30 protein-coding genes are annotated in these 23473 nt (G+C 58.7%); 22 read left to right on the top strand and 8 right to left on the bottom strand.

What is annotated here, in order from left to right; genetic code table 11:
- A partial coding sequence (locus tag Q8W71_RS28920) for a hypothetical protein (protein WP_305528850.1) occupies positions 1-347 on the top strand: 347 nt, incomplete at its 5' end.
- Positions 337-675 carry a HigA family addiction module antitoxin gene (locus tag Q8W71_RS28915; RefSeq protein WP_305528849.1) on the top strand — a complete coding sequence of 113 codons (339 nt, stop codon included), beginning with the start codon at positions 337-339 and terminating at the stop codon, positions 673-675. The genes Q8W71_RS28920 and Q8W71_RS28915, both read left to right, overlap by 11 nt.
- 494 nt (positions 676-1169) lie before the next feature.
- Here Q8W71_RS28915 and Q8W71_RS28910 read toward each other — a convergent pair whose 3' ends face one another.
- Positions 1170-1718 carry a DUF4760 domain-containing protein gene (locus tag Q8W71_RS28910; protein WP_305528848.1) on the bottom strand — a complete coding sequence of 183 codons (549 nt, stop codon included), beginning with the start codon at positions 1716-1718 and terminating at the stop codon, positions 1170-1172.
- Positions 1719-1902: 184 nt separating this feature from the next.
- On the opposite strand from Q8W71_RS28910, the gene Q8W71_RS28905 reads away from it, so the two are divergent.
- Both Q8W71_RS28905 and Q8W71_RS28900 read left to right on the top strand, forming a co-directional pair.
- Positions 1903-2430, top strand: a complete 528-nt coding sequence (locus Q8W71_RS28905; protein ID WP_305528847.1) for a hypothetical protein — start codon at positions 1903-1905, stop codon at positions 2428-2430.
- A complete protein-coding gene (locus Q8W71_RS28900; RefSeq protein WP_305528846.1) occupies positions 2427-2834 on the top strand; it encodes a hypothetical protein in 408 nt (135 codons plus the stop codon). The genes Q8W71_RS28905 and Q8W71_RS28900 overlap by 4 nt, the downstream gene beginning before the upstream one ends.
- Positions 2835-2939: 105 nt before the next feature.
- Here Q8W71_RS28900 and Q8W71_RS28895 read toward each other — a convergent pair whose 3' ends face one another.
- On the bottom strand, positions 2940-4439 hold the full coding sequence (locus Q8W71_RS28895; RefSeq protein WP_305528845.1) for a type IV secretory system conjugative DNA transfer family protein: 1500 nt from the start codon (positions 4437-4439) through the stop codon (positions 2940-2942).
- A gap of 214 nt (positions 4440-4653) precedes the next feature.
- On the opposite strand from Q8W71_RS28895, the gene Q8W71_RS28890 reads away from it, so the two are divergent.
- The 12 genes from Q8W71_RS28890 (at position 4654) to Q8W71_RS28830 (ending at position 16862) form a co-directional block, all read left to right on the top strand.
- A complete protein-coding gene (locus Q8W71_RS28890; RefSeq protein WP_305528844.1) occupies positions 4654-5010 on the top strand; it encodes a DUF2958 domain-containing protein in 357 nt (118 codons plus the stop codon).
- Positions 5011-5087: 77 nt separating this feature from the next.
- Complete coding sequence (locus Q8W71_RS28885) at positions 5088-5414, top strand: hypothetical protein (protein ID WP_305528843.1); 327 nt, start codon at positions 5088-5090, stop codon at positions 5412-5414.
- Between the two features lie 280 nt (positions 5415-5694).
- Positions 5695-5913 carry a hypothetical protein gene (locus Q8W71_RS28880; RefSeq protein ID WP_305528842.1) on the top strand — a complete coding sequence of 73 codons (219 nt, stop codon included), beginning with the start codon at positions 5695-5697 and terminating at the stop codon, positions 5911-5913.
- Positions 5914-6205: 292 nt separating this feature from the next.
- Positions 6206-6544 carry a plasmid mobilization protein gene (locus Q8W71_RS28875; protein WP_305528841.1) on the top strand — a complete coding sequence of 113 codons (339 nt, stop codon included), beginning with the start codon at positions 6206-6208 and terminating at the stop codon, positions 6542-6544.
- A complete protein-coding gene (locus Q8W71_RS28870) occupies positions 6504-7961 on the top strand; it encodes a relaxase/mobilization nuclease domain-containing protein (protein ID WP_370875567.1) in 1458 nt (485 codons plus the stop codon). The genes Q8W71_RS28875 and Q8W71_RS28870 overlap by 41 nt, the downstream gene beginning before the upstream one ends.
- Before the next feature lie 99 nt (positions 7962-8060).
- The gene (locus Q8W71_RS28865; protein ID WP_305528839.1) at positions 8061-8300 is read left to right on the top strand and encodes a hypothetical protein; all 240 of its coding nucleotides are present in this window, start codon (positions 8061-8063) and stop codon (positions 8298-8300) included.
- Positions 8301-8303: 3 nt separating this feature from the next.
- A complete protein-coding gene (locus Q8W71_RS28860) occupies positions 8304-8534 on the top strand; it encodes a hypothetical protein (protein WP_305528838.1) in 231 nt (76 codons plus the stop codon).
- 312 nt (positions 8535-8846) lie between these two features.
- On the top strand, positions 8847-9410 hold the full coding sequence (locus tag Q8W71_RS28850; RefSeq protein ID WP_305528837.1) for a hypothetical protein: 564 nt from the start codon (positions 8847-8849) through the stop codon (positions 9408-9410).
- A gap of 110 nt (positions 9411-9520) precedes the next feature.
- A complete protein-coding gene (locus Q8W71_RS28845) occupies positions 9521-11833 on the top strand; it encodes a tail fiber domain-containing protein (RefSeq protein WP_305528836.1) in 2313 nt (770 codons plus the stop codon).
- 150 nt (positions 11834-11983) lie between these two features.
- Positions 11984-14815: a class I SAM-dependent DNA methyltransferase gene (locus tag Q8W71_RS28840; RefSeq protein ID WP_305528835.1), complete on the top strand. Its 2832-nt coding sequence runs from the start codon at positions 11984-11986 to the stop codon at positions 14813-14815.
- A gap of 200 nt (positions 14816-15015) precedes the next feature.
- On the top strand, positions 15016-15909 hold the full coding sequence (locus tag Q8W71_RS28835) for a DUF2934 domain-containing protein (RefSeq protein ID WP_305528834.1): 894 nt from the start codon (positions 15016-15018) through the stop codon (positions 15907-15909).
- Positions 15906-16862, top strand: a complete 957-nt coding sequence (locus tag Q8W71_RS28830) for a tyrosine-type recombinase/integrase (protein WP_305528833.1) — start codon at positions 15906-15908, stop codon at positions 16860-16862. Before Q8W71_RS28835 ends, Q8W71_RS28830 begins: the two co-directional genes overlap by 4 nt.
- 14 nt (positions 16863-16876) lie before the next feature.
- On the opposite strand, the gene Q8W71_RS28825 is transcribed toward Q8W71_RS28830, so the two are convergent.
- Positions 16877-17353 (bottom strand): hypothetical protein, encoded by a 477-nt coding sequence (locus tag Q8W71_RS28825; RefSeq protein ID WP_305528832.1) that lies wholly within the window; start codon positions 17351-17353, stop codon positions 16877-16879.
- A gap of 126 nt (positions 17354-17479) precedes the next feature.
- On the opposite strand from Q8W71_RS28825, the gene Q8W71_RS28820 reads away from it, so the two are divergent.
- The 3 genes from Q8W71_RS28820 to Q8W71_RS28810 are packed head-to-tail and all read left to right on the top strand — an operon-like array spanning position 17480 to position 18750.
- Positions 17480-17923 carry a hypothetical protein gene (locus Q8W71_RS28820; RefSeq protein WP_305528831.1) on the top strand — a complete coding sequence of 148 codons (444 nt, stop codon included), beginning with the start codon at positions 17480-17482 and terminating at the stop codon, positions 17921-17923.
- Positions 17924-17965: 42 nt separating this feature from the next.
- Positions 17966-18250: a type II toxin-antitoxin system TacA family antitoxin gene (locus tag Q8W71_RS28815; protein WP_305528830.1), complete on the top strand. Its 285-nt coding sequence runs from the start codon at positions 17966-17968 to the stop codon at positions 18248-18250.
- Positions 18247-18750, top strand: coding sequence for a GNAT family N-acetyltransferase (locus tag Q8W71_RS28810; RefSeq protein WP_305528829.1), 504 nt, complete (start codon positions 18247-18249; stop codon positions 18748-18750). The genes Q8W71_RS28815 and Q8W71_RS28810 overlap by 4 nt, the downstream gene beginning before the upstream one ends.
- Before the next feature lie 82 nt (positions 18751-18832).
- Here the strand turns inward: Q8W71_RS28810 and Q8W71_RS28805 are convergent, their stop codons facing one another.
- From Q8W71_RS28805 to Q8W71_RS28790, 4 genes are all read right to left on the bottom strand, one after another.
- A complete protein-coding gene (locus Q8W71_RS28805; RefSeq protein ID WP_305528828.1) occupies positions 18833-19429 on the bottom strand; it encodes a hypothetical protein in 597 nt (198 codons plus the stop codon).
- A gap of 34 nt (positions 19430-19463) precedes the next feature.
- Positions 19464-19748: a hypothetical protein gene (locus tag Q8W71_RS28800; RefSeq protein WP_305528827.1), complete on the bottom strand. Its 285-nt coding sequence runs from the start codon at positions 19746-19748 to the stop codon at positions 19464-19466.
- A gap of 132 nt (positions 19749-19880) precedes the next feature.
- Positions 19881-20249 (bottom strand): stability/partitioning determinant, encoded by a 369-nt coding sequence (locus Q8W71_RS28795; RefSeq protein ID WP_305528826.1) that lies wholly within the window; start codon positions 20247-20249, stop codon positions 19881-19883.
- Complete coding sequence (locus tag Q8W71_RS28790) at positions 20249-20935, bottom strand: ParA family protein (RefSeq protein ID WP_305528825.1); 687 nt, start codon at positions 20933-20935, stop codon at positions 20249-20251. The genes Q8W71_RS28795 and Q8W71_RS28790 overlap by 1 nt, the downstream gene beginning before the upstream one ends.
- Positions 20936-21169: 234 nt before the next feature.
- On the opposite strand from Q8W71_RS28790, the gene Q8W71_RS28785 reads away from it, so the two are divergent.
- From Q8W71_RS28785 to Q8W71_RS28775, 3 genes are all read left to right on the top strand, one after another.
- On the top strand, positions 21170-21439 hold the full coding sequence (locus Q8W71_RS28785; protein WP_305528824.1) for a type II toxin-antitoxin system ParD family antitoxin: 270 nt from the start codon (positions 21170-21172) through the stop codon (positions 21437-21439).
- Positions 21432-21722: a type II toxin-antitoxin system RelE/ParE family toxin gene (locus Q8W71_RS28780; protein ID WP_305528823.1), complete on the top strand. Its 291-nt coding sequence runs from the start codon at positions 21432-21434 to the stop codon at positions 21720-21722. The genes Q8W71_RS28785 and Q8W71_RS28780 overlap by 8 nt, the downstream gene beginning before the upstream one ends.
- 328 nt (positions 21723-22050) lie before the next feature.
- Entirely contained in the window at positions 22051-22944 is an 894-nt protein-coding gene (locus tag Q8W71_RS28775; protein WP_305528822.1) for a replication initiation protein, read from the top strand.
- Positions 22945-23240: 296 nt separating this feature from the next.
- Here Q8W71_RS28775 and Q8W71_RS28770 read toward each other — a convergent pair.
- Positions 23241-23473, bottom strand: a 233-nt coding sequence (locus Q8W71_RS28770) for a hypothetical protein (protein ID WP_305528821.1), incomplete at its 5' end; no start/stop codon positions are given.

Below are 23473 nucleotides of genomic sequence, written 5' to 3'. Positions count from 1 at the left end.
GCGGCCGGATGAGTTTTTGGTTTTGCAACCCGTGCCAACCAGCCTGCCACATCGACCGCCTTCATGCCGTCAACCCCACAAGGGGGTATGACGGCGGCGGTCGATGTGGCCGACAGGCGGCATCGGGACAAGGGACATCGATCCCAGCGCGCCCTTCGGGCGCGGTTCGAAGCCGCCTGCCGGCAGCATCGAACAAGGGACAAGGGAAAGAGCCGAAGCCGGAGAAGCGGATAGATTTTTTGCTTGGCGAGGAGTTGAGTGTGATGTGTTGCTTCACAGCAAACACAAACATTGCTAAGCTATATTTCGTTTATATCATTCAAAAAATCAGATTTTATGGGCGATAATACAGATATAGAGCTGAAAAACCCGTCACATATCGGCGGCTTCATCAAGGCGGAGATCATCGCGCCGCTCGGCCTGTCGGTCACAGCCGCGGCCGAGGCGCTTGGCGTCACCAGAGAGACGGTTTCGGCGCTCCTGAACGAGAAGGCCCGCCTGTCCCCGGAGATGGGAATCCGGATCGAGAAGGCGTTCGGCGTGTCCATGGACCTGCTAATGCGGATGCAGAACAATTACGACATCGCCCAGGCCCGCGCTCGCGAGGGGGAGATCGACGTGAAGCGGTACTTTCCGCCGGCCGTACCGGAGCCGCAGCAGCCCGATCTGCTCTGATCGCCAATTTTTCGCTCAGGATGCCCCAGGATCGCGGGAAGGGATTTCGGGTAGGTGGGAGCAGGGAGAGAGCTGAAACGGCCCGCTGGTGGCCATAGCGGGGCAAGGGCGGCACGTTGGGTTGATGTCTCTACCCCATTCCATGTCCGATCGACGTATGGAACCCGCAATCACCAGCATGATATCGGGAAGTTTCCCGTGAACTTCCCTGTGTTTTTACCTGACTAGCACCATCTGCTCCGGTCTTGATGAGCTGTCTGAGCAGTGTGAAACTGCATTTCCATGTGGCAATGGGGAGATATATCTAATTGTAACTGCCCCAAGGGCCGCTAAAGAAAATCCACCAATAAGTGAAACGCCGAGAATCAAACCCGCCTCTTTTCGGCATTCAGCTTTTATCCGTCTTTCCCAAGAATGCATATGTGCCTCTTTAAATGTCATAATATCCAAATTTGTTTAAACATAACTGATGGACGCAGAACAAAGTTCCCTGATCATGTCTTTGGCTTGATCAACGAAGGAAATTTCTCAATATAAACTTGAGACAGCTTGTCTTCCCACCGCCGCCGCAGGGCCATGAGGTGGTAATAACTACGTGGATTGTCTTGGCGGCGTTTCTCGATGAAACTTCTGAATATTCTTACGTGTTGATCCAGAGTGGTGGCGACCATCTCGAAGCATACGTCTTCACTCGCGATGTTGGCATCAATGGCGAGCGCCATGTTCTCCCAGTGCGCTAGTATCGTCAGGATCGACGTTCGAACCTTGCAATTCGGATCTTCCTCATCTGCGTCCTTTTTCTCGATCAACCTGATATCGATCGGCTCGCTCCTGGCATAGATAGAGCCGAAGACTTCCTCAATGTTCAGTCGGGCGTCGATAATGCGCTGATCTGCGAAAAGCGAGTAATCTAAAGATTTATTCCTCATTGCAAGTTCGTGTGTAAGCTTCATTTGTTTGAGTACAAAATAAGCTGATACAGCTATGCCCAGCAAAGCTGCGGCTGGCCCCGCCAGCCCGACAAGAATTGCATCAGTTGTCATGATGGACCACCTGAAAGCTCTGGGCGAATGCGGATAGTTCGTGTGTGAAATGTCAATCCGAGCTAGGATTGTCGGAAGGCGTCAGCCGACGGGGCTTCGTTTCGCGCACCTCTCTTGTCCTTCGCTAATTAAGTATCGATATTCTCAAATGAGGCTATGCCGCCTCATACGGTTTCTGTGAGAGATGCCGAACCGGCCCGATGATCCATACGACCGGTTTCCCCTGAAGGCGGCGATCGGCCTGACCCTCATGATCGTGGGCGGCGTCGCGCTTCTGTTCCTCAGCTCGACCTGGCAGGACTGGCGGCAGGCGGCCCTCGGCGCCCTCATCCTATTCGCGCTGATCGGTCTGACGCTGGCGTTCCGCCGCCTGAAACCCGTGCCAGCGCCGGATAGACGGACAACGGGCATTCCCCTCCCAGAGCCTGCCGCCGCGTCTGATCCGCGGGCGTTCGATCCCGTAGGCTTCATTGAGGCCGCGAAACGCCGCCAGCCGGCCTCGCAGCCGCAGCAGATCGAGGAAGGGCGGCAGCGCGAGGCGAGGGGCGGGCAGGGACCGCCCGCCCGGACCGCCGGCAGCGCAGAGACGATCCGGCGCTTGCAGGATCTGCGGGACCACCCCGCGACTCCCGAGCCAGAGCGGCAGGCAGCCGATGAGAAGGTCAAGAAGCTAAGGTCCAAGCGCCGCTCCGCGTGGAGCAAGCGCCCATGAGCATCCTCCGCGGCATCGGCCGGTGGGCCCTGCTGTTCGCCCTCGTCTACGGCCTGCGCGCCGCCATGGGGCCCGCCCTGTGGTGGGAGTTCGTCGGCCCCTACGCCAAGCTCGGATCGATGATCTGGGACCGGCTACCGGCCTGGAACCACCCGATCCTCCTCGTCGTCTACGGAGCCGCTGCGCTCCTGCTCCTCGCGGGATGGGTGAGGGGGGCCCGCATCGTAGCGAACGCCGTCGTTGCCTTGTTCCTCGTTCGGACGGGCTTCGCGCTCGTCGGGGAGGGGAGTGTGCCGCCGCCGAGCCTGTGGCTCGGAGCGGCGGCTGTGCTGTCCCTTGGATGGCTGATGTTCAGCGCGTCTTTCGGTGACCCGCGCCTATGGGTTTGGATCAGGAGCCGTTGAGGCTCCCTTCAACGAGAGCCGTGCGATACAGTCGATCTAAATCCTGATCGTGATGTTAGGGGCGACAATGAACGTGCGTCATTCTGATCTGGTGCGATGTCTGGATTATAATAGGGATAGGTCGCTTTTCTGATCCTCTGTTAGACACGCCTCCCATGCCCTGATCCCCTGAGGGCTATCGAAAACACCTTGCCCCTGCCAGTCCGTGTAGGGCACCCGCCGCACCGTAAAGGGCGCTCCGTCCGCCGAAATCACGAAGGCCCGCATCGTCTGCCGAGCGCCCTCCGCGTGAATGTCGCTCGGCCACCGGATCGCCTGCTCGCGCAAGGACAGGTTCGCACTGTGGCTGATCCCCGTCGTCTCATACCCGTCCGGCTGCCGTGACCGGCTGTCGCTGTAGGTCCGCTCCCATTCCAGGATCGGCCCCATGCGGTCGCTCACGTACTTTTCAGTTTCGAGGTCGTTGAGGCCCCAGGCGATGATCGCCCCGGCATTGCCGAGAAACGTCTCCCAGTTCTTGTCGTAGAGCTTCTTCACCTGCCCGATATTCTGGATCACGGGCAGGAGCTTGATACCGTACCCGGCCATGTAGGCGGTAGCGTCCTCGATCAACTGGATATGGCCGAGCGCGTAGAACTCATCGAGGAGGAACAGCGTCTGCGGGCCCCGGTGCTCGAAAGCCGTCGCCATCTTGGCGTCGAGCGCGACGCGGACGATCGCCCGCATCCACCGCTTCATGGAAGGGATCTTCGAAGGCGGGATGCAGATGTAGACGCTCCACCCCTCGCGGAGCGCCCTGACCAGGCTGAACCGGCTGTCCTCAAGGTGCCGCTGCATCCGGGGATCGGCCAGCCATTTGAGCTGCCGCGAGAGCGTCGAGATGAACGACCCGCCCTCCTCCTCGCCGACGCTGCCGAGGAGCGTCGCCGCCTCCGCCGCCAGATCGGCGTCGGTCGTGGGCGCGCCGTCGAGGTAGTCGAGGAGCGCCCCGCTGCCGCCGATCGTCTTCTCGCGGCAGACGGCGAGCGTCCGGTGCTGAGGCTCCTCGCGGTGCAGCACCGCCTCCATCAGGCCGGCCAGGATCGACTGCGCGCTCTCCGAGAAATGCGCTCCGCTGCCCGTCTCGTTGAGGACGATCGACTCGGCCAGCGCCAGGATCTGCGCGGCCTCCTCGTCCGTGCCGACCTCGACGTCTCCGAGCGGGTCGTAGCGCGTGCGGTAGAGGCGGGCCGGCCCCCGCACGGTGCCGAACGGATCGAGGATCGCGACGTTCTGGCCGAGGAAGTTGCCCGGCCGCACCTCCGTGCCCGTGGCCGTCTCCGGCCGCTTCCCGCGCCGCATGGCGGTGATCGAGGCGTTCTCCCCTTTGGGATCGATGCACAGCACGCCGCCCGGCCAGTGGATCAGGTTCGGGATGATCATCGTCACACCCTTCCCGGCGCGGGAACCTGCGATCATGAACAGGTGCCGGTCGTCCCGGATGCCGGCCGGAAACGCCGCGCCGTGATCGGGATGGATGCTGCCGAGCAGGAACGACCCTTCCCGCGCCCGCCTGGTCTCCAGCTCGGCGAGCGTCGCGAACCCGTTCATCTTCGGCTTCGCCATCGTGCCTCCGCTCCACCGTCCGCCTACCGAGGCCGCCCGCTCCCCGGGATGATGCTCGCCTGACAGGCCGCGCCGTGCCGGCAAGGGGCGCCCGCACCACTCGCCGCGCGGAAGAGCGCGGCGACCGGGTTACCCCTTGCCCGCCCGGCTCACCCGGCCTGTCGCACGTCTCCGCATCCCGCGAAGCGGGCAACCTCAACCAAGGAGACGAACTATGAAGCTACTCACGAAGGAAATCCGCGCCAAGCTCATCGCCAACGGACAACTACAGAAACCCTTGCGGGGCACGCCCCAGGAGATCGACTTCCGCCCGGTCGTGAAGCTGTTCAACCCGTGCGGAGCCGCCACATGGCTCCTCACAGAGGTGATGCCGGAGGACGACGACATCGCCTTCGGCCTCTGCGACCTCGGCATGCAGTGTCCTGAGATCGGCAGCGTCCGCATCTCCGAGCTTGAAGCGTACCGCGGTCCGCTCATGCTCGGGATCGAGCGCGACCTTCACTTCACGGCCGACAAGACCCTGCTGGAATACGCCCGCGAGGCCCGGGCGGCCGGCTGCATTGTCGCGTGAGGCCGGTCATGCAGGATTTTACGAACCTACGAACCGATCCATCGGCCGCGAGATACGCGGCCGATCTGGACGGCGCCATGCTCTGCGCCGCCCTGTCCGGGGCGGGCGAGGACGGCACCGAAACCCGCAAAGCCATCTACAGCCGGTGGCTGCACGGCAGCTTCAACGGCGCATCCTTCGCCCTGCCCGGCATCGGCCACGGCTGCGGCGTCCTCGACTGGAAGCCCGATCGCGACGGCTTCAGCCTCACATGGCATTCCCCGGCCGGCGTCGCCTGCCGGCTCGCCCGGCTCTACCCGCAGGCGGACGGCACTTGGGCCGCCATGGTCGTGGCCGGCGTGAAGGACGAGCTGCCCGAGGCCATGGCGGCGGCGGAATGGGCGGTGTCCCGGCTCTCGGGCTGAACCGGCTGGCGACTGCCCTGCTGTCCTGCCCGGCCGAGCGTCGGGCAGGCTCCTTGCCCGGCTGCTTCCGGCCGTCGGCCCAGATCATCCCGCCCATGCTCGAAGGGCTGACCAAACCGCCCGGCCGCGTCAACGGGTGGGTCCTCGCCATGCTCACGGCTGCGCCGCTGCGCGTGGCTCTGGTCCCGGCTTCGCCGCCATTGACGCGGCCGATCGGTCCGGCCGTACGCCCTCGCATCGGTCGGGATGATCCGGCCCAACAACAAAAAGGAACCAACCTATGAGAAACCAGAACCAACAGGGCGACCGGGCAGGACAGCAGGGCAGCCGTCAGCCGACCCATGACGTGAAGCTCCGCCGTCCGAGCAACGAGAAGCCGATCTACGAGCGGATCGGCGCAGGCTGGCAGCGGGAGGACGGGACCTTTTACGTCCGGCTGCACGGGACGCAGATCGTCTCCGAAGGCTTCTACCTCTACCCGGTTGGCGACGACCGCTAGGACGGCGCGCACCGGAGGGCACCGGCCTTGCGGCCGGTGCCCTCATTCGATGGTTGCCATGGGGCTCGATGCTGGACGGCTGGTTGCTATGACCCGGTGCATCTACGGTTCTGGACGGCCGGAAGCGTGGCTGTAGATTAGCCGGTGCTCATTTGCGGAAACCGGAGAAGGTCTGTATTCTGTAAAAGAAGGATAGCAAGCTATGTTTTTGCTATGCAAAAACGCTTGGTCAGGGGCTCAAACGCAGCCCCCGACACCCGGCTCAGGAGGGCGGTAGATACCGATCAGCACCATGGGACGACCGACCAAGGCCGACGCAGACAGGCGCACCATGCAGCTTCCTCCGGTCCGTGTGACGGAGGCCGAGTTCGCGGCCGTGAGCCGCCAGGCAGCGGCGGCCGGCCTGTCCGTCACCGACTATCTGCGGCAGCTCACCCTGACCGGCAGGGCTGTCCCCCGCCGCGGCGCCGTGGACGACCGCCTCCTGGTCGAGCTGAACCGGATCGGCGTCAACCTCAACCAGGTTGCCCGCAGCGCCAATGCCGGCGATCCCGTGACGGCCGAGCTTGGCGGCGTCATCGCCCGCCTGCATGGCGTCCTCGAACAGGTCGGGGCAACCTATGGTCCCTAACGTCGCCAAGGCCGGGGCGTCGTTCCGCGGGGCCTTCCTGTACTACCTCCACGACAAGCGCGAAGCTTGGGAGGCCGAGCGGATGACCGCCGACCGGGTCTCCTGGACGAAGACGCGGAACCTCGCGACCGACAACCCCGACCTCGCCTGGCGCATCATGGCGGCGACCGCCAAGGACCAGGACCGGCTGAAGGCCGAGGCCGGGGTGAAGAACACCGGCCGGAAGAGCCCGAATTCCGTCTACGCCTACTCGCTCGCCTGGCATCCGGACGAGGCCAAGCACCTATCGAAATCCGAGATGCTGCGCGCGGCCGATGAGTCGATCCGCGTGCTCGGCGCCGAAAACCGGCAAGCGATCATCGTCTGCCACCGGGACGAGCCGCACCCGCACGTCCACGTCATCCTCAACCGGGTCGATCCCGACACCGGCCGCATGCTGACCAACAGCAAGGACTTTGTCCGCCTGTCGCAGTGGGCCGAGGCGTACGAGCGGGAGCGCGGCCGGATCTGGTGCGGGGCCAGGGTCGAGAACAATGCGAAGCGCGCCAAAGGCGACTTCGTCCGGGCTTCCTCGCCGACGCCCCGCTCGATGGAGCAGGCGTTCGACCAGGCCCGCGGCTCGAACGACAATCAGGCACGGCGTGCCCGGGACGAGGCGAAGATCCGGACGGCCAAGCTTGCCTCCGACAGCGCAGGCATGAGCAAGCGCCACGGCGTCGAATGGGACGTGCTGCGCAAGGCCCACCAGGACCGCAAAGACGCCATCTACGACCGGGCGAAAGAGCGGAGCGCTCGGGTCCGGAGCGAGATCAAAGACAGCTACGCCCCTGTCTGGCGCGACCTCTACCGCCAGCAGCACCGGGAGCGGCGCAGCTTCGATGCCCGGGAAAAGCGCCTGGCCGGAAAGATCGCCAACGCCCTCGACGCCATCCGCCACCGCCGCGACCTCGATCCGGAAAACTCCCGCGGGTGGGTGTCGGCCGCCTTCCGGTTTGTCACTTCCCGCGAGGCGCGGGCCATGGTGCTGACGAAGGTCCACGAGCGCGAGAAGCGCGAGCTGAAGGCGGACGAGAAGCGCGCCCTCGACAAGGCTACGCTTGAGGTGCGCCGCGACCGGCAGGGGGCGCTGTCGCGTTCGCTTGATGTGTTCGGAGGCGAGCGCACCGCCCTGATCGCCCGCCAGACGGTCGAGAAGGACGAGATGAAAGGCCGGTGGCGCGACGAGCACGACAGCCGGACCAGGGCGTTCGGGACGATCGTGCAGGCCGCCGCCTACCGGAAGGCGGCCCAGGCCGAGGCGACGCCGCGCGAGCGCTTCGAGGCACAGGAACGCGGCGACCAGTTCCGCAACGCTGCCGAGGGCAACGCGCGCCGTATGGGCCGCGTGCGGCGTCGGACGCGGAGACGCGACGAGTGACTGGGATAACCGTCGCTGTCAGATAGCGCCAGGGAACGAGATCGATGACGAGCGACAATCGAAGTCACGCCGATCGTTGAGGTACAAGGAGTAGGACCGATGCCGCACCGCCCGAACCCCTTCCGGCAATGCCTTGAAGAACTGGACGCCGCCGAGGACGCATGGTTCGAGGATAAAGGGCTGGAAAAGTACGCGATTTGGGCCAAGAACAACACCGGACTATTGCGCAGCGCTATGATGATGCTGGCCGATTACGTTGACAGCGCGCGACGGAAGGCCGAGGACGACCGCGCAACGTCCGATAATATTTCCCCGCCCCCGGGACCTGTGTATAATTAGACCATGAGCGAGATCGTAAAACAGGCCATCGAGAAGTTGAACGCCCTGCCCCCGGCCATGCAGGAGGAGCTTGCCCGCGTCGTGCTGGACTATCCGGACGACGACACCGCCGTCTATCATCTGACCCCGGAAGAAGAGGCGGACCTAGACGAGGCAGACCGCGAGATAGAGCGCGGCGAAATCGCCCCCCCGCAAGAGGTTGAGGCGATGTTCGCCAAGTTCCGCGTCAAGTGATCGTTGAATTTTCGGCAGGATCTGTCCGGCAGATCGGGGCCATACTTGCCTACGTCACCAGGAAATCGCCGCAAGGTGCTGCGCGCATGATCGAGGCGAACCCCGAGGCAGGGACGGCGACCAGCCGCCGAGGCGTCCGCCGTGTCGTCCTGACCCCCCTTCCCTTACGTCCTGTTCTATCGACTGACCGAGGACCGGATCATTGTGCAGCGAGTGCGCCACACGTCGCGCCGTTTATGATAATCAACCAATCGAAAATAATAGCCAGCGCGTTCGTATCGGGGGGAACCTATGCGCATCATAACGACGTGGATGTATTTCGATCCTTCGCAAGTCGTGTCCGAAGGTCGAGGCCGTCGTTATAGAGGTCGAGGCGAAGACGTTGAACCAGGCATTGGCATTGCTTGGTGTGCAGGTGATACGACTTCCCTACTACCGATATCGAATTTCAAGCTTTTTCACGAACTTCGCGCTGAAAAAGAAGATTTTAATGAGCAGGTTTTGCGTCAATACATCGACGCATTTTTAAGCGATGAAGAGGAATACGATTTTATCCGACCATCTCGTTCAATAAAAAATCCATCAATCGTCGATTATGTGCTTGCAGAGAGGTTTGTAATCGAGCGGTCGCCGCCTGATCTGCTAAATCTCAAAACGGCTATAACGAAAACCAATCTGCCTGTTTGGATTGGGACATATATGGGCTGGAGCGTCGTGCCCGAGCATTCCGTTTTGTTATTTATCTCCGTCCCCGGAGGCATCATCATTGTAAGTTCTGCCGTGGGCCTCGCAAACGCGCTATCCTCCGGACTCGGCACATCTGTAAAAAAGTTGTTTCAGAATAAACAGACAGTAAGATCGAGGCCGAAAAAGTGATAATCGGCTATATAAGATCGCCGCAATATTCTCATTTTTTGATCTGATAATTAAGAATATTATTTGATTGTGCATTCTCAACATGATCTGATTCCTTAAAAGGATCAGATATGATGGAACAAAAGTTAATTGATAGCTTGTTTTCAAACTTAGAGGTACAGACGCTTCAAAATTTAAAAAGCTATGTAATAGGCTATATCACAGGATCAGCCGCGACCGCAGTATTCTACGGCACGCTCGAAAGCTGGAAGCGACACCGCACAAAAAAATCAACCAGCGCTGCTTTGAAGAACGACGAGGCTGGCTCGATCTTCCTAACATTATTTGCAGCCGTCGCAGTGCTTGGCGTTCTCGCGTCAGGCGTCAACATGGTCATGCGCGGGCCTGTCACGACCATGGCAGACGTGACGAAGCGGACGATCGCGGAAAACAATATCATCGCTGCGAGCAAGCTTGCGATCATGTCGGCAAGTGCACAGGCCAATAATGGTGACTGCGACAGTGACGGCTACATCGAACCTATAGCCTACCGCGACGCGGGCGCATCAACGAAGCCTGCGGGTGGCGGTTACCTCCCCTCGACGATCGGTGCGACACAGACCGATCCCTGGCAATCGCAGTACGGTTACTGTGTCTGGGACGCAGGCCCGCAGACGGTTTCAAATAATGTGGCTGGCTGCGGCGGATCGTCGGCAAAGCGGCTGAACGGTGCGCCGACCGGCACTCAATATGTTGTGGCGGTGATCTCCGCAGGCAAGGACAAAACGTTCCAGACCGCGTGTAACGCCTACGTTGACGCTAACAACGACGGGCAGCCCGATATGCCATTGGTGAACAAACCTGCGGGCAGCGATGATGTTTCGATAGGGTACACTTACGCCGAAGCAAATGCCCTCGGTGGCAGCCTGTGGGCGTTGAAAAGCGGCACGCCGTCAGTCGCGACAATCGCCAAAGACCTTGAGGTCACAGGTGGTGCAAGCTTCTCAGGAAGCCTTCGCTTGGGAAAAGGACTGATCCTGCCGTCCGATCCCGGGGACAACTCCCTGACTGGTCCATGCAACGCCGCGAACGACCAGCAAATCCGGATCAACAAGGCGACCACTCCGCCGAAAATGGAAATCTGCAACTTCGCTGGCGGCAGCACTCTTTGGCAGTCGATGTCCGGGGGCAGCGCGGCAGGCATACAGGGCAGCGTTCAGTACAACAACGGAGGCGCATTCGCAGGCGACAGCAAATTGATCTATGACGGAACGAATTTATATTCAGGAGGACAATTTATTACATCAGGTTCAGGTGCGGCTTTTGTAGGCAATGATCGCGGCGACAACACAAAAGCTATGGCTCTATACCGAGCGTCTAATCAAACGCGTATATGGGACAGCACAGGCGGCGATCGGATTACGATCGACAATAACTCGGGCAACATCGGCATAGGCGGCTCTCCGGGAGGATACAAGCTGCAAGTCGCAGGCGATATTTTAGCTGGATCGTGGCTCCGATCGTTAGGCAACACTGGTTGGTATAACGAAACATACGGCGGCGGCTGGTATATGGCCGACACGACATGGCTGCGCGCTTATGGAGATAAAAACATCTATACCCCAAATACGATGCTGGCCGGATATATGCAGGCCAACAACATGTATGCGCCCGGCAACGTGACGGCCTACAGTATGACCGCGAATGCGATCAACTCCAACGCTCCCGGTGACGGTTACCGGATCGCCGTCGATGCCACGAACGCGAGCGGCGTCTATGGCGCTGCAATTCGGGCCTACAGCACATCGACCGGATATTATTGCTTCCTCGGTTCGGCCAACGGCGCGATCACCTGCAACGGTCCCGCCTACGGTACGTCCGACGCACGGCTTAAGAAAGACATTCACCCCTTGCAGCAAAAGGAAGGGCTGGACGCCATCATGGCGATCAAGCCGGTGCGCTATCTCTGGAAAGATGACCGCAAAAACAAAAACCATCCGAATGGTGAAATCGGCTTTATTGCGCAGAATGTCGAGAAAGTCTTGCCCGACATGGTCGCGGAGTTCATCGAGCAGAAACCCGAAGAGGTTTCTGCGACGCCCGATCTTGCAACCAAAGGCGCGGGCGCAGAAACTGCGCCTGTATTAAAACCGATCGACCCGAAGCTTGATAAGAACGGTGATCCCGTCGATCCTCGTCTATTCAAACACAAATCCTTGACCTACGACCGGATGGTTGTTCCGGTCGTCCTCGCCATCCAGCAGTTGAAACATCAGCTCGACGGTCTTCGCCAGGAGATCATGGCGTTGTTCGACCGCCATGCGGATGAAATCGCGAAGCTGACGGCGCGGTTGGATGCTGTCGAGGCGGAAAACCGGACGCTGCGGGAGCGGCTGGACGACATGGAGGCTATGCAGGACGAGTGTGTGGCCTGTTCGTTGTGACCTCGCGCGAGGCGGTATAATACCATAACGAAAATCGGATAACTGTCAGTATGGAAACCGCACGCCCCCTTCGCGGCGAAGCGTAGCGGTATAGGCATCGCCTTGTTTAGGTAGTATAAGAGAGTAGATAAAAGAGGCTAGGAGGCTCGCTTGCGATTTTCATGGGGAGAAATTCGAGCCAGAGCCGCCACCTTTGCCGATGAATGGAAGGATGCCTCTTACGAGAAGGGCGAAACGCACAGCTTTTACAACGATTTGTTTGAAGTATTCGGGGTAAAGCGACGCAAGGTCGCCAGCTTTGAAGAGCCAGTAAAATTGCTAGGGGCGAAAAGAGGCTTCATCGATCTGTTTTGGAAGGGTGTCCTGCTCGTTGAGCAAAAGAGCAAAGGCCGCAGTCTTCTGCCTGCTAAAACACAAGCTCTCGATTATTTTCCCGGACTAAAGGACGACGATCTTCCGCGATACATTCTTCTGAGCGACTTTCAGAGCTTCGAGCTGCATGATCTGGAAGAAGATGCGCCTCCAATCAAATTTAAATTACATGAGCTGCCAAGTCACGTAGAGGCATTCGCCTTCATCCTTGGCGTCCAAAGACGAACATTTAAAGACCAAGATCCGGTAAATATCAAAGCTTCAGAAATTATGGGGGAGTTACATGACGCTTTGAAGGCATCTGGATACACAGGTGAGGATCTAGAGAGATATCTCGTTCGGCTCTTGTTTTGCCTATTTGCCGACGATACGGGCATTTTCGAGCCAAGGGATATCTTCTCCGAACTTATCCGCGACCGGACACGTGATGACGGCAGCGACGTAGGTCCTTGGATACAAACCCTGTTCGAGGTCCTGAACACGCCGGAGAAGCAGCGGCAAACCAAACTCGACGCTGATCTCAAACAATTCTCGTATATAAATGGTGATCTCTTTGCTGCTCGACTTCCCGTTGCGGCCTTCGATAAAGATATGCGCGAGAAGCTTTTAGTCGCATGTGATTTTAAATGGGATGCGATTTCTCCGGCTATCTTCGGCTCGCTGTTTCAATCGGTAATGAACGCCAAGGAGCGCCGAGCTGCTGGCGCGCATTACACAACAGAAAAGAATATTCTAAAACTTATTCAGCCTTTATTTCTGGACGAGCTTTGGGCGGATTTCGAGCGTCTTCGTCAACGGCGCGATACCAGTAAGAATAAGCTGCTTAGAGAGTTTCAGGACAGGCTTGCGGGCCTACGTTTCCTCGACCCGGCCTGTGGGTGCGGCAACTTTCTTATTATCGCATACCGTGAGCTACGCGTCCTCGAAACCGAGGTCTTGAAGGCCCTTAACCCCAAGGGGCAACGGCAACTTCTCGATGTCGCATTGCTTTCTAAAGTCGATGTGAATCAATTCTACGGTATCGAGATTGGTGAGTTTCCTGCACGGATAGCCGAAGTCGCCTTGTGGATGATGGACCACATCATGAATGTGCGCCTGTCATTGGAGTTTGGTCAAGCTTATGCGCGTATTCCCCTTGTCGCCTCCCCCCACATAAGGCACGGCGACGCGCTTGAAGTAGATTGGGCAGCTTTGCTTTCTCCGGCAGAGTGCAGTTACGTCCTTGGCAATCCGCCCTTCATCGGGGCTAAATACCAAACAGATGAACAGCGTGGTCAAGTCAGGCGAATAGCAGCTTTAGGAGGCTCTGGCGGTACACTCGATTTCGTAGCCGCTTGGTTCTTGAAAGCTGGAGCCTATGTTGGAAAAAGCACAGCAACGATTGGCTTCGTTGCTACGAATTCAATCACACAGGGCGAACAAGTCGCGCAGCTTTGGCCTTTACTATTCGATCGCTACAAATTGGAGGTCGCTTTCGCGCATCGTACTTTTGCATGGGGTTCTGATGCTAGAGGTGTCGCGCACGTTCATGTGGTCATTATCGGATTAGCAAAAGCAGGTCATGAGCCTAAGACGAAGCGGCTGTTTAGTTACAGTGATATCAATGGCGATCCAATAGAGAGCGGACATCAAGCATTGTCGCCATATCTGTTCGACGCGAGCGGACTCTCGAATAGACACTTGGTCATTGAAGAAACTTCAAAGTCATTGTGTGATATGCCTAAGATGATAATTGGTTCAAAGCCTATAGATGGCGGATATCTCATATTCGATGACGCAGAACGCGATGATTTTCTTTCGAAAGAGCCAAGCGCCAAGAGATTTATGCGCCCATTCATCGGTGGGGTTGAATATCTTCATTCGCGCGGCCGTTCAATACTTGCCTTGCAAGATGCGACTCCTAGCGAGCTTAGAAATATGCCTCTTGTTATCAAACGGCTCAAAGAGGTCAGAGAGTACCGCAGAGGTGAAAGGCCAGCTAAAAAGAAGGCAGATACCGAACCTAAGCCCCCTGGCATTTCAGCGCGAAAGTTAGCCGATACACCTGCTCAGTTTCACGTGACAGTATTGCCTGTCGCGCCATTTTTGGCTGTTCCCGAAAATAGTTCAGAAACACGTCAATATCTCCCTATTGGCTGGCTCGAGCCTCCGATCATACCTAGCAACAAACTGCGCTTTATAAAAGATGCGGACCTCTGGCATTTCGGAATTCTCACATCACGAATGCATGTTGCTTGGCTTCGTTATGTCGGCGGAAAAATTAAAAGTGATTTTCAGTATTCTATTGGGATCGTATATAATGCGTTTCCTTGGCCTACAGTTGCAGAAAATCAGCAAACTAAAATTAGAACATTAGCTAAAGCCATCATTGACAATAGGAACAAATTCGAAGGATGCACGCTAGCGGAACTCTATGACTCAACGATCATGAAGCCTCAGCTTTTGAAAGCTCATCAAGCTCTCGATGTTGCTGTTGATAGGCTCTATCGAGGGACGGCATTCACTAGTGATAGAGAGCGCGTTGAGCATCTGTTTGGCGTCTACGAAAGGATGACGGCTCCGCTTGAGGTTATTGCTGCCGCCCCCAAGCCACGCCCGCGTCAGCGATAGGCGATTGTCCGCCGAATGTGCAGCAATTTAGGCTCGTTAGCCGCCTCTGGGCGGCGTGTTCGTTAGATGGTTGGGCTGACCAGAAATCTGACCCTTAAGACCCCCGCCCGCAGATAGTCCGTGCAAGGCGCTTCTATGGGTGATAATGTCCTTTATCATCTATAAGGGAGTTGAGCATGGCGGGATGGCGTGAGAGGCGGGTGCGCGAGCGTGCGTACAAGATCTGGGAAGAGAATGGCCAAGGCCATGGGCACGATCTTGACCATTGGCTGCGTGCCGAGGTTGAGACCGCGCCTTTCATGAAGATCACGTTTGATAGCAATGCTTGGCAAAAAATTGTGGTTCCAGAAAGATTTCCAAAACATGAGGACAATCAGATATTTCGAAATATACGACAAGCGGTTCTGGATAATGAGATAAAAGGATACATTGTTGAGACCGTAACAACCCTTGAAGCCATTAAACGAGTAGATAGAGCAGAATATTTTTCATCTCGGACGAGCAAGACACAAATTGATGAGAGCATTACGCCTGACGGCCGTCTGAAAATAAGTTTCAAGTTGGGTCCAGATGACAGTCATCATCCCGGTCTAATGCCAGTTCTGGAAGATCGCTTGAGTGAGGCATTCAAAATCGGGTTTAAGTTTCTCAAGATCCCCCGGGTCGGCATGCCAGGGCCAGCTTTAGTTCGTGACCCCCAAAATTACTCAACAGAAAGTTCCGTGGAGATGGGGAAAAGGCAAGATAAAACCTTTGCTGCGCTCCGTGTGATCGAGCCAAGAGGGGTGGGGAAAACACAGGTAGATGATATAGGCAATAAAATATCTGCCGCTCACGGCTTAAGTGGTCCTTGGTTTGAAAATCTTGGAAAAGCCACACCACAGGAAGCTCGTGATATAGCGGATGCTGTAGGGGAATGGGCGGATGGAGATTCAATAGCTGCACATATTGGCTATGAGAATGATTATTTTTGCACTGAAGATCAGGGCATCGAAGCTGGCGTGTCCATTCTAAATGCTGAGAATAAGTTGTGGCTGGAGAAAACGTATGGAGTAAGATTCGTTACGATTAAAGAACTTGCAAACCTTCTGTGAACCAGCTCGCCACCCTCGCCAGCTATCCCGCCCCTGTCCTGGTGGCAGCGGCGGGCGACCGCGCCGCCTACCGCTTCCTGGAATTCTTCACGGCGCAGATCAGGAACCCCAACACCCGGCGGGCCTACGCCAAGGCGGTGGGCGAGTTCTGCGCTTGGTTAGAAGGGTACGGTCTGCCATCCATCGCGGCCGTCAGCTCGATCCACATCGCCGCCTACGTCGAGGAGTTGGGCCGCCGTCATAGCGCCCCCACGGTCAAGCAGCGCCTGGCCGCAATCCGGATGATGTTCGATTGGCTGGCGACCGGCGGCGTGCTGCCGTTCAACCCGGCCACCGCCGTCCGGGGGCCGAAGCACGTGGTCAAGCGCGGCAAGACCCCGGTCCTCGCGCCGGAGGAGGCGCGGGCGATCCTCGACGCTATCGACGCCACCACGCCCATCGGCCTGCGCGACCGGGCGCTGATCGGGCTGATGGTCTACACCTTTGCGCGGGTCGGCGCGGCGACCGCCATGCGGGTCGAGGACGTTTACGTGCAGAACCGCCGCCTGTGGGTCCGGCTGCACGAGAAGGGCGGCAAGGTCGTGTCCCTGCCCTGTCACCACAACCTGGAAAGCTACCTGCACGCCTACCTGGACGGGACCGGCATTGCCGGAGACGCCAACGGTCCGCTGTTCCGCTCGATCCGGCGGGGCACATCCGAGCTGACGCGCACAGCGCTCGCGGGCAACAACGCCTACGCGATGGTGCAGCGGCGGGCCGAGGCGGCCGGCATAGCCACGAAGATCGGGAACCACACCTTCCGCGCGACCGGCATTACGGCCTACCTGAAGAACGGCGGCACGCTGGAACGCGCCGCCGCCATCGCCAATCATGCTTCAACACGTACAACCCAGCTTTATGATCGACGTAACGACGACATCAATCTTGACGAGATTGAGCGCATCATGATTTGAAGTCATCTGATGGGCTATTGGAGAAATGTTACTTCGAAGCTTGCTTCCGCCTCAAAACCCCAGAATTTTATCAGTAGCTTATACGGCTCATTTTCTTTCAACAATTTGCCATTCAAACTTACAACGTAATCAGACCTGATAGTTTCTCCTGCCTTCAGAGTTCTATTTTGTGTTATAGAACTGCACATGCCATCTTTCTCGGACTCTATCAAAGCGCCTTTGCTGTCCATCAAATCCCAGTGATGTATTTCACAGGGATTTGCAGCATAAAGTTGTTCATCTTTGCCTGAATTATTTTTCAAAATAATGACAGCCGTAGCTTTGGCAGATAGTTTGGTTGGTAGTGGGATCATTTTATTGACTGTCACAATCTTTGGAAAATCAACTTGCATATCGAAGTTGGGTAAGATTGACGCGCTTATCTTCGGAGAAGCATTAATGCCTGTGACCGAATTTTCTTTCGGAACAGGAAACGGATCGCCATCGCCCATGTCAAATCTCCTTCGGCACCAAACCGACAAAGGCCATACTGCATAAAATGCTAGGGTTGGATAGATAGGACGCTATACCTGCGCCTGCTCGGCAAATTTGGTATGACAAGACTCGGGAATGAACGGATGACAGACGGTCGAGAACAGCAACTGCTAGCCGAAGGAGCCGATGCCGATTGCTTTTGGGAGGCGGCGCGAGCCACCGGCACCGCCCGCGCCAACGCCCTAAAGGCGCAGGCCGCCGAGGGGGGCTTGCATTTCCGGGCCTACTTGCCGCCCGAACTGGCGACGTGGCTTCTCGACCGGATCGTGGAAGGTGTCTTCATCTCCCCATCCGAGGCGGTGTTTGTGATGCTGGACGAGCAGCGCGATCTTCAGCAGCACACGGACCTGCGCAAGGAACTCTTGGACCGCACCTTGCAGGCGTCGCTGGATGATCCAGCCCCCCACATACCGGGGGAGGAGTTTTTCGCAGCGTTGAAGGCAACGTCCGCTGATCCCCGGCCGGACCCGGCCATCTGGGAAGCCGAGGCCGCGCCGCTGATAAACCCTCCTTCCGAAAAATCTTGAATTTGTACGGCAAATTGTCGTACACTGGGTGAAGGAGGGCTCATGACGGAAGCCGCATCACGCAACGCCAGACTGGAAACGAGGATCGCGCCCGATACCTTGCAGCTCGCCAAACGGGCCGCCGAGATCGAAGGCCGCAGCCTCAGCGACTATGTCGCGACCGCCCTTGACGCCGCCGCGCGCCGCACGATTGAGGAAACCCATATCATCCGGCTGTCCGCCGAGGGGCAGCGCGCTTTCGTCGACATGCTGTTGAACTCGCCGCCGCCCAACGAGGCGCTACGCCGAGCCCAGGCGCATCATCGGCGTCTGATCGGACCTGCGTGAGCGGACCACCTTTCACCGTCCAGCCGCTTGGCATCCAGGACCGATCGGCCTTCACCTGCGGCGTCGAAGCGCTGGATCGGTATCTTCACTCACAGGTCGGACAGGACGTGCGCCGCCGCGTGACGGCCTGCTACGTCGCCGTCGAAACGGCTACCGGGGAGATCGCCGGCTACTACACCCTATCCGCATCGGAAGTGCTGCTGGCCGACATGCCGGCCGAACTGGCCCGCAAACTGCCACGCTACCCCGGACTGCCCGTAGCTCGTCTCGGCCGCCTTGCCGTCGCTCGGAAGCACCAGGGCCATAAGCTCGGCGCCGCATTACTCCTGGACGCGGCTGCCCGCGCGACCCGCTCCGAGATCGCGGTGTTCGCGCTGGTGGTCGATGCCAAGGACGATCAGGCGGTGGCTTTCTACCGCCATCACGGTTTTCAACCGTTTGGCCCGACCGACCGGCAACTCGTCGCGCCGATCGCGACGTTCAAGGAAATCCTGATCTGAGCGAGATAGCCAACCTATTCGGTACGATGGCCCCTTGGATGATAAGCGATCAGTTTATGACCGCCGCACCGATAGAAGTTATTCAAACCCCTAATTCGTCCGCGAGTCGCTGCAAAGCCGCCTGGAATTTGCTTTCCCATTCGTCCGGCAGCGCGATCACAACATTAAAGGCATAGTCGCCTTTCGGGCCGGATGCCAGCATGTTGTCGATGAAAGCAGGTATCTTCAAAATCTCAGCAATGTGCATCCCAGCCGCACCCGGCAGCAGTGAAACAACTTCGGAAAAAATATCGTCGGTATTTGCGGCGCGAACCCGTTCTTCCCACGCCAGAAGTCTGTCGCATCCATCCGCGATGTAACCACACACGTTCCGAATTTCATCGACCGAACCAGGTTGACCTGGAGGCCCCCAAGACTTGCCTAACTCGTCATTGACGAGACCTACAAGCGCTTGGATCTGGTTTGAAAGCTCTTCGAACTGAGTCGATGACCAGAGAAAAAATTCGTCGGTTTTGATCGCGGTCTTCGTGGGAAAGTACAAGCTGCGTCGTAGATCTTGATACCGGCGCTCCGTCGGTCCGACCCAATCGTGGATCAGCTTTCCCGTGAGCGCGTACTCCCAGAAATCCGGCTGATCGCGGATGATCTTCTCGGCTTCAGCGCTCAACGATCTGTTCATAGCAGCCTCCTGAAAGAACGTGCGGCCGATGATCTCAAAGACGTGCCCTGATCCAGTCCCAGACACGTTTGTTCAGCCAGCCGCGATATTGTCCGCGGTGAAGCTTTGATACAAACAATCGGTCGGTCGTATCGAGTTTTCGGCGAAGAAATTCGCTAACTTGGGATGAATTGTGCGATGTTGAAATAAATCGAACGCTTTCTAATCCAAGATCCCGGCAGTTATCGTAGCGTTCGAGCTGAGCGATGAACGCGTCCCGCGCCTCGTCATAGTCATCCTTTTCGTCATTGAGGTTCCAAGTCACCACATAAACGGCCAAACTTGCCTCCTCGCATGTCAAGCGATCCGGCAAGCGTTGAGCTTCGCGGAACGGAGCATGAACGCGTGTGGCTCGTTATGGTTCAACTCTATTTTGAATTTTCTACCTAATCGAATCTTTAACTGATAGCTATCAGATATCTTTTTTATGGCTTGCCACTCGCTCTAGCAACACCAGGGCCTTTTCCAGCGTTTCGCCCAGACCCCACTCGTTCGCGTCGGCGATCGCCGTCAGACCATCGATCGTCTCCTGCTTGAGCTTCACATTGAACTGGACGTTGCGGCCCGTGCGGCGGCGGCGCTGCTGGACCGGCGCTTTCGGCAACGCTGCCCCGGCCTTCACAGGCTCTCGGCTGCGGAAGCCCGCGGCCTCCGCAGCCCGCCTCGCCTCCTCCGGCTTCGGCTTGTCGTTGGCCGGCCGCTTCGGCTTCGCGAATTCAGCCGGGTCGAGGTTGTCCAGCTCGTCGCCGAACCCGAGCGATGCGCGTTCCTTCGCTTCCATCACGCCGCCTGCCTTTCAGCGGCAGCGGCCTTGAGGCGCGCCACGACCTCGCCCGCGAACTCGCGGGCGTTCTCGACCGCCTTGTCGAGGTTGCTTACCTGGGACGGGTTAAGGCTCGCCAGCGTGCCGCCGTAGTCGAACAGGTCGCGGTAGGCGGCGCGCTCGACGATCGCGGTCGCGAAGATGTCGATGCCCCCTGCCCTCAACTGCTCGGCCACGTTCCTGAGTGCCCGCGTCGTGACGGCGGCCCCGGTGCGCGTCAGGACGACCGCGTGGGCGATCTTCCTGCGGGACATCTTCTCCTGGTTCCGGATCAGGCGGAGCGTCTTGGCGCCCCCCTTCGCGTCCATGCTCGATCCCTGGATCGGGATCACCACCAGGTCGGCCATCCCGATCGTGTTGGAGACCATGAGCGACGCCGTGCCCTCCAGGTCCACGATCACGAACTGCGCCTCGCCTTCCGCCGTCTCGATCGCGTCCACGACCGTATCCTCAGTCACGTCCGCGACGATGCGGATGCTCTCCGGTTTTCCCGGAAGCTTCGCCCACTGGGAGATCCAGCGCTCAGGATCGGCGTCGATCACGGTGACGGCCGCCCCGCGGGCGGCAAGCTCGGTCGCGAGGAGGAGGGCAGTCGTGGTCTTGCCGGCCCCTCCCTTGGGGTTGGCGAAGGCGATGACGGGCATGAAAAATTCCTTGGGGCGGACCGCCCCGGCTTGAAATTCGAATCAACTCCCAAAAGCTTAACAGGAAGCTATCAGGTAGCGAAAGGATAACGTCATGCATCCTGGAAGCTATCCGATACCAAAAAGATATCCGATAGCTACCGCCTATTTATGCCGTTTCTCGTGGCCACGACCATAAGAATATTTGTGAAAAACGCTTATTTTTGCTATGATCAGGACACGAGGAGGTGCCCGATGGCGACCATGACCGTGTCCCTGCCCGATCCCATGAAGGAATGGATCGAGGCCCAGATCAAAGGCGGCGATTACGCCAGCGCGAGCGACTACGTCCGCGACCTCGTGCGCCGCGACCGCGAGCGCAGAGGCCATCCCGAGCTGACGATCGACGATCTGGGCCGGATCGTCGACGAGGCCCGCGCGAGCGGCGTCAGCACCAGGAGCGTCGCCGACATCATGGCCGCCGCCAAGAAGCGTGCGCTGGCGACCGGGCCGCTGAATGAGTGACTACACCCTCACACAGAGGGCGGAAGCGGACCTGTTCGACATCTTCGTCTACGGCTACCGGCAGTTTGGCGTCCGCCAGGCGGAAGCCTATGCAGCGAGCCTTGAGCACGCCTTCCGGCTTCTGGCCGACAATCCCGGGCTCGGCAGGAAGGCAGAGGCTATCAGGGCAGGCGTTCGCCGGCACGAGTGCGCCTCCCATGTCATCCTGTACGAGCCGGCCGACAGCGGCGTCCTGATTTTGGCCGTCGTGCACGGCCGCAGCGTCGAGCGCCTGGCGCTGTAGGGTGGGCGTCGCCCCTTGCGGGGCCGCGCTCTACGCGCCGGCCGCGCCGGCTTCCCGAACTCGCTGCCGCGATTTCGGCCCTTCGGGTGACGATCGCTGACGCGGCGCCAGCCTGTCCGACCCGTAGACCAGAGGCCGCTAATATGAGGCTTTCGGGGATCGCCGGAAGCGAGAAAGGTGGGCCCGGCAAAGCTCTGTAAAACAACGGCTTTCCGGAGCGCCAAACGGGCCGCAGGCCGCGTACTATGAGGTTTCCGGGGAACTATGAAGCGGAGAAGCGAAAAATTTCATTTTTGCGCTTCATAGTTTGGCGGTATGCTCAAGCTCCATGGGCGACTCCGCACCAGCAGAGGGAAAGGTCTTCACCCTCGCCATCACACCGAGAAGCCGCGAGGCCATCAAGCCGGCCGAGCTGATACAGGTGACGGGCCATCACGAGCTGACGCTGAACGCGCGCCGCTCGATCACCATCCTCTGGCACAACGCCCATGTGCAGGGCGTCGAGGAGGGCAGGGACTACACGATCGAGATCGACGACCTGAAACCGGATGGCCACAAAGGCTACGAGATGGTCGAGGAGGCCGTTGAAGCCCTGATGCGGACGATCATCACGGTCCGCATGTCGAACGGCACCACGCGCCGCGTTCAGTTCCTCGGCGGCAACGACATGGACAGCCCGGACCGGCCAGCAGGCGTCCTGACCTACAGCTTCGACAAGCGCTTGGTGGAAGTCCTCAAGAGTTCGATCATCTGGGGGAAGATCCAGATCCCCGTCCTGATGGCGTTCACCTCGAAATACGCGGTCAGCCTCTACGAGAACGCCTCGCAGTTCGCCAACCTCGAATTTAAATCCTTTCAGGACTACAGCCTCGACGAGTTCCGGGAGATGCTGGGCGTCCTGCCGGGCCAGTATAAGACCTTCGGCGAGCTGAACATGCACGTCCTGAAGCCGGTCCTGGCCGAGGTCAACGCGCTCGCGCCCTTCACCATGGCCGTGCTGCCGACGAAGCAGGGCAAAAAGGTCACCGGCATCCGCCTGTCCTGGTGGAAGAAGGACGCGGACGCCCTCAAGGACGCCTGGGACGAGCTACAGCGACCGAAGGTCGGAAGAAAGGCCCGCCTTGGCGGGACGGTCGAGCGGGTCGGGGAGCCAATGCCGAGCGTCGGCCGGCTCCTGCGTCAGGATCGCAAGCGCCGGGCCGCTTCCCCGGAAACCTCATAGTTGCGCCTTCGGCGATGCGGCCAAGCTGGGAAGGGCAGGGGCGCGCCCTGTGGATAACCCTGTGGGAAAGTCAGCGCAGCTTCCCCGAAAACCTCATAATAGCGCCCCGGAAACCTCATAGTACGCCCCGAAAACCTCATAATAAGGGGCCGATTCTCCCCGGAAACCTCACAGGAGTCCCCGAATCCCTCATATTAAGATCGCTAACCCTTTGTTAATAAATGCCGATCAGCGCCTGAATCTTAGAATCTTTTGAACATTAGAATCAAAAAGAACGGAAAAGCACCCCCAGCCTGTCAAGTGCCACAGACCAGGACCAAGATAAAATCGGCATCGGCCTTCGGCCGATCGGTTGAATCGGAATCCGGCCGCGAAGCGGCCGGATGAGTTTTTGGTTTTGCAACCCGTGCCAACCAGCCTGCCACATCGACCGCCTTCATGCCGTCAACCCCACAAGGGGGTATGACGGCGGCGGTCGATGTGGCCGACAGGCGGCATCGGGACAAGGGACATCGATCCCAGCGCGCCC

The sequence above is a fragment of the Methylobacterium amylolyticum genome (assembly GCF_030700245.1).
GTDB lineage: Bacteria > Pseudomonadota > Alphaproteobacteria > Rhizobiales > Beijerinckiaceae > Methylobacterium.
The sequence above is the reverse complement of the archived record's forward strand: the minus strand, read 5'-3'. Positions and strand labels throughout refer to the sequence as shown.

What these genes read in the sequence shown, in the direction of transcription:
- Q8W71_RS28825 (WP_305528832.1), bottom strand. Translation starts at nt 17,353, where the DNA reads ATGGGCGATGGCGATCCGTTTCCTGTTCCGAAAGAAAATTCGGTCACA.
- Q8W71_RS28865 (WP_305528839.1), top strand. Translation starts at nt 8,061, where the DNA reads ATGCCGCACCGCCCGAACCCCTTCCGGCAATGCCTTGAAGAACTGGAC.
- Q8W71_RS28900 (WP_305528846.1), top strand. Translation starts at nt 2,427, where the DNA reads ATGAGCATCCTCCGCGGCATCGGCCGGTGGGCCCTGCTGTTCGCCCTC.
- Q8W71_RS28790 (WP_305528825.1), bottom strand. Translation starts at nt 20,935, where the DNA reads ATGCCCGTCATCGCCTTCGCCAACCCCAAGGGAGGGGCCGGCAAGACC.
- Q8W71_RS28820 (WP_305528831.1), top strand. Translation starts at nt 17,480, where the DNA reads ATGACAGACGGTCGAGAACAGCAACTGCTAGCCGAAGGAGCCGATGCC.
- Q8W71_RS28880 (WP_305528842.1), top strand. Translation starts at nt 5,695, where the DNA reads ATGAGAAACCAGAACCAACAGGGCGACCGGGCAGGACAGCAGGGCAGC.
- Q8W71_RS28890 (WP_305528844.1), top strand. Translation starts at nt 4,654, where the DNA reads ATGAAGCTACTCACGAAGGAAATCCGCGCCAAGCTCATCGCCAACGGA.
- Q8W71_RS28885 (WP_305528843.1), top strand. Translation starts at nt 5,088, where the DNA reads ATGCTCTGCGCCGCCCTGTCCGGGGCGGGCGAGGACGGCACCGAAACC.
- Q8W71_RS28895 (WP_305528845.1), bottom strand. Translation starts at nt 4,439, where the DNA reads ATGGCGAAGCCGAAGATGAACGGGTTCGCGACGCTCGCCGAGCTGGAG.
- Q8W71_RS28850 (WP_305528837.1), top strand. Translation starts at nt 8,847, where the DNA reads ATGTATTTCGATCCTTCGCAAGTCGTGTCCGAAGGTCGAGGCCGTCGT.
- Q8W71_RS28915 (WP_305528849.1), top strand. Translation starts at nt 337, where the DNA reads ATGGGCGATAATACAGATATAGAGCTGAAAAACCCGTCACATATCGGC.
- Q8W71_RS28910 (WP_305528848.1), bottom strand. Translation starts at nt 1,718, where the DNA reads ATGACAACTGATGCAATTCTTGTCGGGCTGGCGGGGCCAGCCGCAGCT.
- Q8W71_RS28795 (WP_305528826.1), bottom strand. Translation starts at nt 20,249, where the DNA reads ATGGAAGCGAAGGAACGCGCATCGCTCGGGTTCGGCGACGAGCTGGAC.
- Q8W71_RS28875 (WP_305528841.1), top strand. Translation starts at nt 6,206, where the DNA reads ATGGGACGACCGACCAAGGCCGACGCAGACAGGCGCACCATGCAGCTT.
- Q8W71_RS28845 (WP_305528836.1), top strand. Translation starts at nt 9,521, where the DNA reads ATGATGGAACAAAAGTTAATTGATAGCTTGTTTTCAAACTTAGAGGTA.
- Q8W71_RS28815 (WP_305528830.1), top strand. Translation starts at nt 17,966, where the DNA reads ATGACGGAAGCCGCATCACGCAACGCCAGACTGGAAACGAGGATCGCG.
- Q8W71_RS28805 (WP_305528828.1), bottom strand. Translation starts at nt 19,429, where the DNA reads ATGAACAGATCGTTGAGCGCTGAAGCCGAGAAGATCATCCGCGATCAG.
- Q8W71_RS28870 (WP_370875567.1), top strand. Translation starts at nt 6,504, where the DNA reads ATGGCGTCCTCGAACAGGTCGGGGCAACCTATGGTCCCTAACGTCGCC.
- Q8W71_RS28785 (WP_305528824.1), top strand. Translation starts at nt 21,170, where the DNA reads ATGGCGACCATGACCGTGTCCCTGCCCGATCCCATGAAGGAATGGATC.
- Q8W71_RS28775 (WP_305528822.1), top strand. Translation starts at nt 22,051, where the DNA reads ATGGGCGACTCCGCACCAGCAGAGGGAAAGGTCTTCACCCTCGCCATC.
- Q8W71_RS28905 (WP_305528847.1), top strand. Translation starts at nt 1,903, where the DNA reads ATGCCGAACCGGCCCGATGATCCATACGACCGGTTTCCCCTGAAGGCG.
- Q8W71_RS28780 (WP_305528823.1), top strand. Translation starts at nt 21,432, where the DNA reads ATGAGTGACTACACCCTCACACAGAGGGCGGAAGCGGACCTGTTCGAC.
- Q8W71_RS28860 (WP_305528838.1), top strand. Translation starts at nt 8,304, where the DNA reads ATGAGCGAGATCGTAAAACAGGCCATCGAGAAGTTGAACGCCCTGCCC.